This is a genomic window from Sphingobium sp. LMA1-1-1.1 (assembly GCF_040676365.1).
Taxonomy (GTDB): domain Bacteria; phylum Pseudomonadota; class Alphaproteobacteria; order Sphingomonadales; family Sphingomonadaceae; genus Sphingobium.
In genome coordinates this window covers 123,265-137,009 of record NZ_JBEGHS010000012.1, presented here as the reverse complement: position 1 = coordinate 137,009, position 13,745 = coordinate 123,265, and the positions used below count along the sequence as shown (strand labels likewise).

Below are 13,745 nucleotides of genomic sequence, written 5' to 3'. Positions count from 1 at the left end.
TCGATAGGGAGGCAGCAAGCCGGTGCATCAGTAACTCAGGATCAGATTTGCGAGCACCGAATAATAGTTTCGGTTGCGCTCGCTGTTGGTGAAAAGGTCGCGAAATCCCGCGCCGGGCAACAGGGTTGCACCCGACAGGCGGAAGACGACGTTCTGCGTCGCCTTGGGTCGCCAGATCGCGGCGGTCGACAGATCCCAGCCGATGGACCTGGGAATGCTGCCCTCATTGCGCAGCGCCTGGAGCGTTGCCGTATTCTGGAACCATAGATGGTTGGCGTTGGCCGACAGGCGAAGTTCCGGCATCAGGTCGAAGTCGCCGCCGGCGCCGAGCAGGATGGTGCCGGGATTGTTGAAGTTCGACTGGCCCTGTTCCTTCGAGGAGCGCAGGGAGTTCAAGATTCCGTTCCGTCCGTTGATTCCAATGACGCGCCCGCCGCCGGCGAAGGGAATGGACTGCCTGATCCAGTAGCTGGTGTCGGCTCCCGCAAAGACTGGGTTTTCGAAAATCGCATCGAACCCGTTTTCGCGATTGTCATGAGGGTCACCATCGCCGCTGGCGTACAGGCCCGAGATGCGGAACCGCATCCAGTCCTTGTCGATGCTCGCTTCGGCCGCCGCGAAGAACGCCCTGATCTGCGCGGGACGCGAGGTGAAGAAGCTGTTGCGATCCTCTCCCAGTGCGCCATAGAGCGACCCCGTCAGGTTCACCCGCCCGATCCGTCCGTCCGCATTATACCCCAGATAGACGACATCATATTCCCGCCCGCGCAGGTCGCCGAGCAGCGCCGGACGGACCGGAAAGCCGTTATCGTCGATCTCGATGTCCCGCTTCTCGCGGTTCATGTTGTAGACGGCGGTGATCTGGCTGGTCAGGCCAGGGATCAGGAAGTCCTGGCGATAGAGATTGGCCAGGAATATCCAGTCCCGGCGCGGTGACTGCACAACCGAATTGAGGCCGCTGTTGGTGTCCTTCTCCAATCGCCAAAAGGCGGCCAGATTGAACTGGAAGCGGTTATTGTCGCGATTGCCGAACAGACGGATTCCCAGTTGCTGGTCATTGAACAGGAAACCGCGAAAATCCGACTGAAAGGGCTGGATGCCGACGCGCAACGACCGAAAGTCGTAGCGATCGGACGTGTTGGCAAGGTGATAGTCGACAAAAGCTTCCTGCACGCCCAGAAAATGATCGGTCCGATGGGACGGCCTGGATGGCTGCACGAACAGCACGCGACGCTCAGGCACGTTGGCATGATTGACGTTGAGCGCCAGTGTCAGGCGATATTCGATCTCCGGCGGCTTGAAGGCGGTCGCCCCCTTGATGAGGGCCACGCCGCCGATGAAGGTCTGGCTGAAAATGTAGCTCGCATCCTTGCCGAAGACATTGATGCTGCCCGGCCGCTCCGTCGTCTGCACCCCGACCGGGATTGGAAAGGACCGCGGCTCCAGCACCGTATCGCTCACCGCATTGGCGACGAAGAACCAGTCGTCGCCCTTGATCGGCAACCACTTCACCTTTTCGCGGTCGATGGGACGATCGCCCTTGAGTGTGTTCTGGTTATAGGGGTCGAACCAGCGTTCCTTCACCAAGCCCAGGCTCTCTATCAGGCGCCAGCGGTCCGGGATTGGAATCTGATCGGTCGGAAAGGCCTCTGGCGGAGGCGCGCGGACCGCGCCTTTGTTGTCCTGCGTCACCGCGTCGGGCAACGGCGGCTCATATCCGGGGCGACGGCGACCCTCTATGGACTGGCCGTCGGCGTCCAGTATCTCCTGCCAATTATCCGGCGGAGGCGGTGGCACCGGCTCGCCCGGCTGCGCCAGCGCGAACAGGGGCAGGAGGGAGACGAGACCCATGCCCTACAGCCCCGCGCAGACATTTTGCGATGCGCTGCCAAGGAACGGCGCAAAGGGACAGCTTACATAGCGCAGCCGCACCGTCGCATTGCCCAGATCGACGACGATCTGATCAGCGCGGATCGCGGCGGGCGCGTTGCCGATCCCGCCGACGCGCGCACCGCCATTGTGCAGGCCAAGAAAGCTGATCATGTCGTCCTGATCGATGCCGTCGCCCGATACGCCGATGCCGCCGACCAGAACATTGCCGCGATAAATGGGTACGGAACCAGGAAAGATCTGAATGCCGTTCTGCACCCGGTTCCGGTTGGACACGGTCGGGACAGCCGAGCAGCGCTGGGGCGTGTCGGTTGCGCTCGCGCCCGTCACATAAGCGAGATGTGCGGCAAGGTCGCCCACCACCAGCGCAGATTGCAGGCCGGTGGAGAAGGGATTGAACTGCGCGATGGGACGCGAGAAGGGTCCGTTCGGCCGCCCGACCTCCCCATCGGGGAAATAGGGTCGGGAAAGATTGCCATTGGCGCGATCGGTAAAGGCATGCTGCCCGGTCAGCGCGGAGGGATCGTTGAGGAACGTCCGCGCCTTGCCGACGAAGGCGGCGACATCGGCGCTGCTGCTCGCCGACAGGTCTGCCGCCGCATGGGCACCGGAGAAGAAAGCCGCCGTGCGCGCCTTTTGCAGGCTGACGTCGGTGCCGAAGATTGGCGCATCGGGCGATCGGACGATCCCCAGCGCCTGCCCGCGCGTATCGACCAGGCTGATCGTCACCTGCGCCCGACTGTCCAGCGGTTGGCGGATCTGCGCCCTGGCCCGGCTCATGACGGCGAAGGCTTCTTCAAGGATCGCCGTCACTTCCGCCGTAGTGAGCGGCTGCGCCACATCGCCACCGTCGGTCCCGGCGCGTATCGGGAAGCGGTCATTGCCCGATCCGTCCGTCAGCACGAAGGCGTCCATATTGGAAAATTCGGCTGATCGCGCCGGCCGGATGCCAGACGCCTCCGTGCCATAGGCGACGCCGGGCAGGATCGCAGGCGCCGGATCGCCATAATAGCCGCGCACCGTGACCAGCGAACCCTCACTTCCGTTGATCGCGGCAAAACTCACGGCACCCGTCGCGATCAGGCCGGAATAGGCTGCATCGGAATAGCGCAGCGAAGTGCCGTCCACCGTGATGCGATCGGCGCGGATAGCCTCAGGCGCCTCAAACCCCAGGGTTCCCGCCAGCGCGACATATTCCTCAGGATCATTATCATCATCAAGGACATTGCTGTCGGAGCCATAGACCCCGTCCGCCATGACGCCGATGCCGCCAACCACCGCGCCATTCTTGTAGAGCGGAAAGCCCCCTGGATCGGCTGCCAGCCCCAATGGAGAGCGCTTCGGCCCGATCATCGCCTGTGAGCCGGACGAGACAAAGCGCGCCGACAGGTCGGAACAGGGCAACTGGCTGAACTGCACCCCGAACAGCGGCCCGCTTTCCAGCCCGGCGGTGGTCGGTGCCGGCGGGAAATGCTGCTGGACGATCATGCTCGCCGTGCGGGTGGAAAAGGCGTTGCCGCCGCTCGACAGATAGGCGCCGGTGATCGCCTTGGCGATGGCGCCGGCCTCGGCGGGAACGGTCAGGTTCTGCGCGTCGATATTATCACCATTGGGCGCCGCGCTGGTGATGGCACTGGCGCGTGCCCCCGCCATGCGGAATATCGCGAGCACATTGCCCACCCGGTCGGTCACGGCGACCACGGCGGGCAGATTGCGCGCCTTCGCCTCCGCAACGGCATGCGCCACCACGGTTTCGACATCCGCTATCGTAAGCGACTCCTGCGCAGGCGCTGCGTAGAAGCTGGACGGTGTCGGCGTTGGCGCAGGCGTCGACGTACCGCCGCCGCTGCCACCCCCTCCTCCACCGCCGCCGCAGGAGGCAAGAACCAGTACCGCGCTAGCGGCCAGTGCGCTCAACCGGTGGAGCCTGCCCCTCATTGCAGCGCCCCGATACCGCGCGCCGCGCTGCCAAGAGATGCACGGAAATCTCCGGGGCGATAGCTGTTCGGTTCCTTGACCGCGGTATAGGCGCGGTTGACGTCCGCCCTGATCCCCGCCGCCGCGCCCACGGTGACGCGTCCGGATTTCACCAGGCTGTTGAGCAATGTATCGATCGCCATGACGGCCTGCACGGATCCTTCATAATCGGTGAAGCGCGGCGATATGGCGCTGCCCGCAATCTCGCGCACGATGGCGAAGGCCATGTCGCCCCGCATTCCCCCAGCGGCAAAGGCATCGGCCAGGGCCCGCGCGCTGCCTGCCAGTTTGCCAGCGGCAGCTATCGCCGCAGGGCGATCCCGCGCGATTGCCGCGTGGAACGATCGGCTGTCGGCGTCGAAACGCCCCGCAAGTCCCGGCGCTGCCACGCGCGCCGCCGCGGACAGCAGGATCATGTTCTCATCATTGAAGGGGGGCATGCCTGCCGGGATCGGGCGGCCCGGATTGGCTTCCCAGGTCTTGCTGCGTTCCGCCTGGTCATAGATGCGGCGGTGACAGCTCTGGCAATCGAAAAAGTAGAATTCGGGGAAAGTCCCCTCCGTGCCCCGTGAACCGGCATAGAGGGCCAGGGCGCGTTCCACCGCCATCGCCTGCCCCACGGCCCAGAGCTTCAGGCTGTCAGTCCGCCCCTTGCGTCGTGCGTAATCGGCATCTTCATCATGATGCGCCTGCATCGATGAGAAGAGGTCGAGCTCAAAGGAGATGCGTGGATGGCCTGCCGCCATGATCCGATGCGTCACGAACTGACCGTCCCGTGCACTGCCGAAATGACAGTCGAGGCAGACCGATGCCCTCGTCTCCGGCTGGTCGAGTGGGGTCATGCCGGCTGCGACATTGGCGGCATGGCTTGCGCCCACCGCATAATGGGACGCGATCCAGCCGCCTGCCGCGCCATGGCACGCCTCGCAGCCGACGCCGTCCTGCGCCAGAAAACGCGTGCCGCGCGCTGCGGCCGGCGTGGAGTGGCAGCCAAGGCACGCGGGCGCAGAGGATGGGTCGCCCAGTCCCAGCGTCACTGCGATCTGTCGCCCCCGCGTGCCGTTCAGCACCGCGAAGGCGCGGCTATGGGCGCCGCCCGGCGTCGAAGGCTCCTGCCAGCGCATAAGTTCATCCTGGCGTACGACCTTGCCGTCGCCTTCCATCCGGCCGTGGCAGGTGGAACCGGCGCAGGAAGCGACGCCAGTATAGGTGCGAACAGCCGACGCGGCATCCGCCACACCCGAACCTGCACCCGGCAGAGCGGACAGCAGCAGCCATCCCAGCAGCATGGCGCCCAGCGCCATCCCGCCCAAGGACCTGCCTATCACCCCGACCTTGCCCCTCATTTGTCACGCCCCCGTGCAGGCTGATTCGGGCAGTTTCCCCTGCGTCAGCCGCGCATTTCTCTCTACGGGATCAACCCGTTGTTTCAATCACGTTTTGCCCGCGCCGCCCGATCAGTGCGCACCACCGTCCCCGCAGCCCGCTTCGTCAGGTCCACCGCAGGAGCGTTCCCAAAGATCCTCATTGCCCGCGCCTGTCACAGGTTCGTCAATCAGGGGCGGATAGCCCTGTGTGACGATGTCGCGCAGTTCGATCAGGGACAGGGTGAAGATGCGGCTGACCGATACCGAAGGGTCCAGCACGCCGTTCCATGTGTCGCGGCTGTCGAAGCTGACGCTGGTGCAGGCAGCGGGGCTGCCGATGAGGCAACCGTTGATCCTCGATCCCAAGGCATAGCCGCCGTTGACGGCGACCAGCGGGATCGTTTCCAGGCCCTGCGCGAACACCCCCGTCGAGAGGGCCAGCCGCCCATTGATGGCGATCTGCAAAGCCGGACCCTGGGAACCGATCACCAGATTATTGGCCGTGAAGCCACGCCGGTCCGGGATCGCTACGGAGAGGCCACTATTCTGGATGAAGAAGGCCTGGGACGCATTGGCCCGGATTGTTCCTGCACGCAGGATGCCGGCATCGTCGACCGGTCCGTCATTCTGCGCCAGGCGCAAATCCCTGGCGGTGATCGATCCTGTGGAACCGATGTCCGCTATGGCCGAAAGAGATGCCGCCATGATGATTGGGCTGTCGAGCGTCAGCACGCCGCCCAGTGCGCCATTGCCGTCGCTGATGTCGATCAGGCCGGCGCCGGCTATGATTTCCAGCCGTCGGCCTGCCGTGAGGGCCAGCCCTCCTTGCCCTGATCGCCCGGTCAGCCGCACCGCGCCCTGGACGCGCAGATGCCCGCTGGTGCCGATCGTCAGCATCCCGCCGCTCGCCAGATTGGCCGCGGCCAGTGTCAGGTCCTGCACGATGATGTCCGGCGATCCCGCAACGCCGCGCGCCGGGGCATTGAAGGCGATCTGCGTCGCCGTTACCCGCGCCAGTTCCGCCGCTGACAGGCTGTAGGTTCCGGCGACGTCATTCCCGCCAATATAGGCCGGCTGCTGCAGGTTGATGGCATTGAAGATGACTTGGCTCGTTCCGTTCACGCTGCCGAGCTGGGCCGAACCGCCCAGGACAATGTCGCGCGATCCGATCGTAATCGTCCGGGCAGATGCGGAACCGGTCAGCGTCAGCAGGCCCCCGCCATTCAACAGGATGTCGCCCGCCAGCGATATCACATCGCCGAAAATTGCCGAACTAGCAGCCGTGGCCGTCAGCGAATCTCCGGCCGAAAGTCTGGTCGCATTGATCGATCCGCCGGAGAGGGTCATGCCGGTTGCAGCACTGGCATCGGCGATGGACAGAGCGCCGCCCGCATTCAGCAGCAGCGCTCCTGTCGATGCCGTCGCCTGCGCTATCGTCATGCCGCCCGTCGCGCCCAGGCTGACCGCGCCGCCACTCGCCGTGATCGCACCCGCCGATGCGATATCGTCCACCACCAGGCTGCCGGCGCCCGCATCCAACAGGCTCTGACCGCCAGCAACCAGGCTGGCGGCGTTGATCCCCTGCGCGGACAGCGTCAGATTTCCGCCAGCGGTCAGCACGCTGCCGGCGGCGAGATTGATATTGCCCGCCGCGCTGAGGATCGTCAGATTGTTGACCGCGCGCAGACTGCCCGCCGAGGACATGGTGATGTTGCCCGGCGCGGTGAAAAGGATGCTGTCCGCAAAAATGCTGTCGCTGCCCTGCGGCCGCCCGACATGGCTGAAATCGATGCCTGTTCCCGACACGCCCGTCAGCGCACCGGTCACCATGATATCGCCAGCCCCAGCGAAAGCGAAGGAGAGTGGCCCGTCGCTCACGAGGTCGGCATTGCCACCGATCCGCACAACGTTGGTTGCGCCCACGGAAACGCCCGAAAAGCCGGCGGTCGGGATGCCGAGACTGGAAAGCCGGACCGATCCAGTGACCCTCAGTCCACCATTGGTGGCCGTGCTGCCGTCGGTCAGGCTGACGAGACCGCTCGCGTCTCCACTCGCGCTCATCAACAATGCGTCGATCAACCGCTGCGCGCCCGGTGACAGCAAGCCGCCGTCACGATTGGCGAAGCTGGCGGTGCCGCCGCTGCCCAGACCGGTGACGCCACCGGCAGAAGCGCCGCCCGGCGCTTTGCCGCCGATTCCGCCCAGTCCCCCCTGTCCGTCCGCGCGCAAGGTCATGCCGCCGAGCACATAATCGCCATTGCTGGAATCGAACGCCGCAAGGCCGCCCGTGCCGTTTCCACCGTTGCCGCCCAGACCGCCGGACAGGCCCGCATTGCTACCCACGCTGCCATCGGCGCCGAGCCCGCCCTGGCCATTTGAAGTGATGCTGTAAGCGGGCATTTGAGGCAAGGCGCTGCCCAGCACAATGCGCGCATCCGCAATCCGTAATGTCGCCGAGCCAGCCAGGCCATTGCCGCCCGCTCCGCCATTGCCGCCGATCGGCCCGGCGGTGCCAAGAGCGCCATCGCCGCCTGTCGCATCGCCGCTGATGCGCAGCGCCAGTCCAGTCGTCGCCGTCGCGCCGGAGCCAAGCGCGAACAAGGCCGCGCCGCCGGTCGCATTGCCGCCGTCCGCACCCAAAAGACCCGCGCCGCTGCGCACGCCGCTTTGGCCGCCTGCCCCGCCGATCGCTTCCGCCAGCACGCCGATGTCGCCGGCATCCAGCAGGGTCGAGGGTCCGGTCAGGCCCAGCGACGCGCTTCCACCGAATGCATCGCCGCCGCGCCCGCCGCTGCCATCATAGCCCGTGCCGCCTGTACCGCCCAGACCGGCAGCGGTGACGCGCAGCGTCCCGCTCACTGTCGTCGCGCCGAATGAGAGGCCGAGTGTCGCGGCGCCGCCCATTCCGACGCCACCCGCGCCGCCGGTCCCGCCACCGCCGCCCATGCTGCCGATGCCGTCGGCACTGACGGTCAGGTTCGCGAAAAGGGGATCGACGTCGACGAGCATCGCGGCGCTGCCGCCCGTTCCCCGGCCACCCGCACCGCCGCCCGTAGTGCCGTAGAAGAAAATCGAGTTGCCATTATTGTCGAAGCTGCTGAAGCCGCTATTACCCGCCTGACCGCCAATCCCGTCGGCATCGACGGTGACAGTGCCAATGGCATGGCCTTCGTTCAGATAGGAAAAAGCTGCTGTACCGCCCAGCCCGTCGCCGGCCGCCGCGCCGGGTCCGTCGCTGCCATTATTGCCGCCAGCGCCGCCCATGCCCTCCGCCGAGATCAGCAGCGACGGCGCGGTCAGCACGCCACCCGCCAGCGTCACGTCCGCCGTCCCGCCCGTGCCAAGACCGCCTGCGCCGGCGCGATAAAATCCGGCGCCGTCGGCGCCTGTTTCCGCGCCATCGCCACCCTTGCCCGTTGCGCGGACGATAGTCGCGCCCGTGATCGTGACGGCCCCACTGCTTCCCGCAGCCAACAGCAACCCGGCAGTACCGCCCGTGCCGGTTCCGCCATCCGCGCCGTCGGCCTGAAAGACCGGATAGCCCATGCCGCCGGTGCCGCCCGCATCGATGCCAAGCGTCGTCAGTCCCAGCGTCCCGCCGCGCGATTGCAGCGCAGCGTTGCCGCCAAGGCCCGCCCCCGCGATCGCCGCGGCTGATGATGGACTATTCGCACCGTCCGCCTCCCCGCCGGTGCCCTGCGCGCTCAGCAGCAGCGTGCCGAGAGTGGCACCGCCGCCCGCGATAAGGAAATCTGCCGTACCGCCCTGCCCGTTGCCTGCACGGAAGGACGTTGTGCCGCCGCCTTCGCATATAAGGCAGTTTTCGCCGGCGGCGCCGCCAGAGCCGTTCGCTCTCGCATCCACCAGATCGGCCGTCAGGCTGCCCGCCAATATGTTGACGTTGATCGTGCCGCCAGTGCCATTGCCGGCATCGCCACCGTTGAACGTTATGCCATCGATCGGGGGCGCCGAAGCACCCTCCGCCGACAGATAGAGGTTGCCGAAGCGCAAAGCGCCGTCACCTGCCGAGCCTACCCGGTTTTCCACAAGAATGCTGCCGCCCAGCCCGTCGCCGCCGCGACCCGCGACACCATCCGAAGCTGCGCTGCTGCCGACGCCATTGGCTTGCAGCGTCATGTCGCCCAGCGCCGAAAAGTCGCCATCGCTGGCGTAGAGCAGGACCGATCCGCCCGTGCCGTTCGATCCATCCGCGCCCGATGCGCCCCCGCCATTGGCGGAGATGCGGCACGAGTAGCTGGGGCAGTCGCTGAGCGAGAAACTGCCTCGCTGCCCGCCCGATGCACTGGCGAACAGGGTCACGTCCCCGCCCGTCCCGCTGCCCGCCAGGCCGGGCGCATCGCCGGCAAAGCCACCCGCGCTGGCATAGAGCCCTGCCGCGCTGAAACTGCCGCCCGCAGCGCCGATGGTGATGCTTCCGCCCAGGGCGTCGGCAGTGCGCGGCGTCAGGAAGGTCGATCCCGCAAAGGCGGCAAAGCCGAAGGCGTCAGCAGTGGCGAACAGGTCCTGCGCGATCGCGAGGCCGCCGCCATCATGCGCCGAAATGTTGATCCGCCCGCCCCGCAGCGTGCCGCCCGACGCCCCTCCGCCATAGGCCGTCGCATCGGCGTAGAGCGAAACGGATGTGAGGATATTCAGGCTGCCCGTGCCGCCCACATCGATGTCGATGCCGGTTGCGCCGGGGATCGCCGCGCCATAGCTGCCGCCGTCCGTCGCATAGCCCGGCGCGGTGCTGACGTCAGCGAAGAAGCTTGTCCAATCGTGCCTGCCCGCGGAGATGGCGACCCGGATATCGCCGCCCGTCGCGCTGCCCGCCGCGCCCGTGCTCGCGATGCCGCCTGTCGCCTGCGCTGTGGCCCGAACGGTGCCCAGATCCAGGCCACCCTGTATGAAGGCGCCGGACGTGCCGTTGATCGCGATGCTGCCGCCAACGGCATTGCCGCCGTCCACCGGCGGCACCGACACCTGGAACGCCGTTCCCGCCGAGGCGTCGAGCGTGGTGCTGCCGAAGCCCAGGCTCCCTCCTTCCGTGCCGGAGGGCCCGGCAGCGGTCAGTGCTGAGAGGGTGATCGATCCGCCTGTCGCGTTGCCGGACCTGTCGCTGCCATAACCCGCATAGCCCACCGCATTTGCCGTCAGGCTGGCGGCGGTGATCGATCCGCCGGTGGCGATCAGATTGATGACGCCGCCATTGGCGTCGCCGCCGACCAGGGGTACCGAACTGACGCCCGCTTCGCCATCCGCGCTGGCATCCAGATACAGCGTGCCGGTAACGCCGATCTGTCCGTTGGTGGAGGGCGCGCCGCTGCCGCCGAAGGCCAGCAGGTCGATGCGCCCGCCTGTGCCCCCGTTGCCGGCTTTCAGGTTCATGTCGCGGTCGACGGTGATCGTGCCGGACTGGTCGGCCTGCAGGGTGATGCTGCGTTCGGCGGAAAGCGCGACATTGCCCAGGAAATGAGTGGCCGTGGCAGGGCGGATGACGATGTCGCCGGTCGCCGCGCCGGTCACGTCGTTTTGCCAGTCGCCTGACCCGATGCTGAAACCTGCGGCGGCCGTCGCGGTGGCATTGCGCGTCACGATCAGGTTGCCGCCGGCGTCATGGACGATGTCCGACCCGGCCGAAAGGACGATGGCGCTGCCGTCCGGTGTCACCGACGTTGCGGGAGTATAGCCGACATTGCCCGACAGCAGCATGGTCAGCGCATTGTTCTTCGGCACCGCGACCATGAAGACGCGCTGCAAATCCGTACCGCCGGTCGAGGCCGGGCCGGTTGTCGTGCCGCTGTGGACGACGCCGTTGGCATCGGTGGTGCCGGCCGTGATCGCGATGTCGAACAGGCCGTTGTTGATCCTGATATCGGCGGCTTCCGCGGCGACATAGGCGGCTGAACCATTGACGTTGACGGTTCCGCCCTGCACCACGCGCGGCGCGACCAGCGCCACATAGCTGCCGGATGAAAGCGCGTTGACCTGAGCGCCCTGAAGCAGTTCGACCGAGGATGTGCTGCCCGCCGGACCCACGAAACGGATATTGTTCCTGTCAAGTCCGTTGCTTGTGTCGATCGCGTTGGTGGTCAGGACCAGCGACCCGACGTTGAAGACACTATTGGCGCCCGCGATGATGCCGCCCGGCGCATAGAACCAGACTGATCCGCCGGTGGTGGTCGGGCTGCCGATGATCTGGCTCTGCACCGTGCCGTTGAGCGCGATCACGCGCGATACGGGCAGGCCATTGCCATCCAGAGGCAGGATGCGGTTCAGAACCGTGAAGTCGCTGAAAGAACTGAATGTGACCGTCCTGCCCTGAGGCAGGAAGTCGATCGTGCCGGCGCTGGCCGCCCCCCTATCATCGGGCGTCCAGTCAATGACCGCTTGTGTCGAGTTCAGCGAGATCGCATCGTTTCCAGGGGAACTGCCCTGCGAGATATAGACGTCGGGATTTGGCGTATAGCTGCCTTGAAACGCTTTCTGGCCCACTGCGGCGCCGGCCCCCAGACCGACCGCGAGTGCAACCGCGCTGGTGCGGCCCAGCAATGTCCAGAGCGAGAAAGCGCCATGCTTCGTCCTCATCAACGCCTCCATGGCAGGATTTGCGTGGTCAGGGAAAGGAGCAGCCGCGTAGCGCCCCTGTCGGTCTGGAAACCCGCCTTGCGCAGTGGCGTCGCCACCGTCAGGTCGAGCCGCGCATGATTGTCCCATGTCGCGCGCAGACCGCCGCCCGCCGAATAGAGTTTCTGCGGATCAAGTCCGGCGAAATTGGCGCTGTGATGCCACATCCAGGCCGCATCGAAGAAAAGAAAGGGCTGGAGCGCGATCGCGCCTGGCTCCCGTGGCGTGATTCGCCCGTAGCGCAGTTCCGCTCCGATCCCCAGGCCACTGTCGCCGGTGATGACGCCGGGATCATAACCGCGGCCAACGGTATAATTGCCAGCGCTCATCTGCTCATAGGAAAGCAACACGTCAGGGCTATATTGCGCCCTGGGCGACAATGCGAAGGTCAGGTCCGGGCGCGGCCGATACTCCGCCTGGACACTCGCTCGCAGCACGAAGGCTGAAGGATCGCCGTCCAACTGGCTGATCGGCGTTCTGGGGAAGGCGCAGTTGACGAATGCCGCGCCGCACGTTTCGCTCGCGCCCAGCCCCTCGATCCCCTGGCGCAGCTCGGCCATCCCGCCCAGCCGCCAGCGAGGCTCCACGCCGGAATAGCCGATCGTGCTGACGATGCTCTCGGGATCGATCAATTCCCCCTCCAGCCGCAGGAACAGCACGCGCAGCCGGTCGCGGGACAGCGGTATCTTGGGGGTGGCGGTGCCGAAACGCAGATCCTGGTTGACGACCTCCAGGCCGCCCGTCGCAAGCAGGGTGCGCGCCTGACGCCGCACCAGCGGATAGGCGAGCCCCGCCGTGGCTATCATGGTTTCCGATGACAGCGGGACGCCGCGGATTCCCGGCTTGCTCCAAGCGTAAGTGAGGTCGCCCGACAGGCGCAGCCCATCGCTGCCAAGTGCCATGCTGTGCCCGACCTGCAGCACCGTCTGTTCGCTCGGTTGAGCGGTGTTGAAGATGCTGAACAATGTGCTGTCGCCCAGCCCGGTCATGTCGTTGAAGCGCACCCGCGCCAGCCCGCCGAAGCGGCCGACAGCGTTGCTGCCGTAATTCTGGACATTGACGTCCAGTTGAACGCGCTGGCGCACCACCTGCACCTCGCCCACCACTTCCCCCGGCGCCGTACCGGCGGGGCGCAGGGCGAGGCGAACATCATAGCCTGGCAGGTCGCGGGCCAGCAGCAGATGCCGTTCCGCGTCGCGCACGTTGAAGACCGGCTGACCCTTCAACACTTCCATATGGGCGGCGATCAGCCTTTCGCTGTTGCCCGCGTCGCCGCGCACCTCCACCGCCACCAGACGGGCCATGAAAATGTCGAAGCGGACGGTCCCACCCTTCTCTATGCGCTGGGGCGGAACCTGCACGGCCGCCAGATAGCCCATCTGCCGCAGCATGGTTGCGGCCCGGTCGCGCACTTCGCACAAGGTCGCTATGGGCACTTCGCGCCCGGCAAATTCGCGCCAGCTATCCTCCAGCGCGGCCGGATCGACTATGCGCAGTCCCTCGAAACGGACATCGGCGAAATTGACCTGAACGCTCGCATAGCGGGGATCGGCCAAGGGGCATGGCGCGCGTTCGACGCCGCCGACCACGGTGAGGCGGCTGCCCCGAGTCGCCGCTTCGTCCGTCAACTGCCCGCGTGTCAGTTCCTCGCGCGTCGGAGCGCGTGGCGCGACCTGTGCCGCCGCCGCCACAGGCAAGACGATCGGCAGCACCAGCGCCAGCGCCGCCGCCGATCCGCTCAAGGCGGAAGCCCGCATGTGCCCCTTGTTCCCCATATCTGTCCCCAAACGGTCCAAGGCAGCCTTTCCCTTAGGGCTGCCTCACTCCCTGTCTTCAGGCGCGGGCTTTTGCCCATCACCCTTTCCCCGCGACTGACCGCCGGTT

General features: G+C 66.3%; 5 protein-coding genes. All 5 read right to left on the bottom strand.

Annotated features, from left to right (window positions below):
• Window positions 1–27: 27 nt before the first annotated feature.
• Complete coding sequence (locus tag MRBLMA1_RS08130) at window positions 28–1,851, bottom strand: hypothetical protein (RefSeq protein ID WP_363736013.1); 1,824 nt, start codon at window positions 1,849–1,851, stop codon at window positions 28–30.
• A 3-nt stretch (window positions 1,852–1,854) separates the two neighbouring features.
• Window positions 1,855–3,828, bottom strand: a complete 1,974-nt coding sequence (locus MRBLMA1_RS08125; protein ID WP_363736012.1) for a heme-binding protein — start codon at window positions 3,826–3,828, stop codon at window positions 1,855–1,857.
• Complete coding sequence (locus MRBLMA1_RS08120) at window positions 3,825–5,213, bottom strand: multiheme c-type cytochrome (RefSeq protein WP_363736011.1); 1,389 nt, start codon at window positions 5,211–5,213, stop codon at window positions 3,825–3,827. The genes MRBLMA1_RS08125 and MRBLMA1_RS08120 overlap by 4 nt, the downstream gene beginning before the upstream one ends.
• A gap of 111 nt (window positions 5,214–5,324) precedes the next feature.
• On the bottom strand, window positions 5,325–11,822 hold the full coding sequence (locus tag MRBLMA1_RS08115) for a beta strand repeat-containing protein (protein ID WP_363736010.1): 6,498 nt from the start codon (window positions 11,820–11,822) through the stop codon (window positions 5,325–5,327).
• Window positions 11,822–13,618 (bottom strand): ShlB/FhaC/HecB family hemolysin secretion/activation protein, encoded by a 1,797-nt coding sequence (locus MRBLMA1_RS08110; protein ID WP_363736009.1) that lies wholly within the window; start codon window positions 13,616–13,618, stop codon window positions 11,822–11,824. Before MRBLMA1_RS08110 ends, MRBLMA1_RS08115 begins: the two co-directional genes overlap by 1 nt.
• Between the last annotated feature and the right edge of the window lie 127 nt (window positions 13,619–13,745).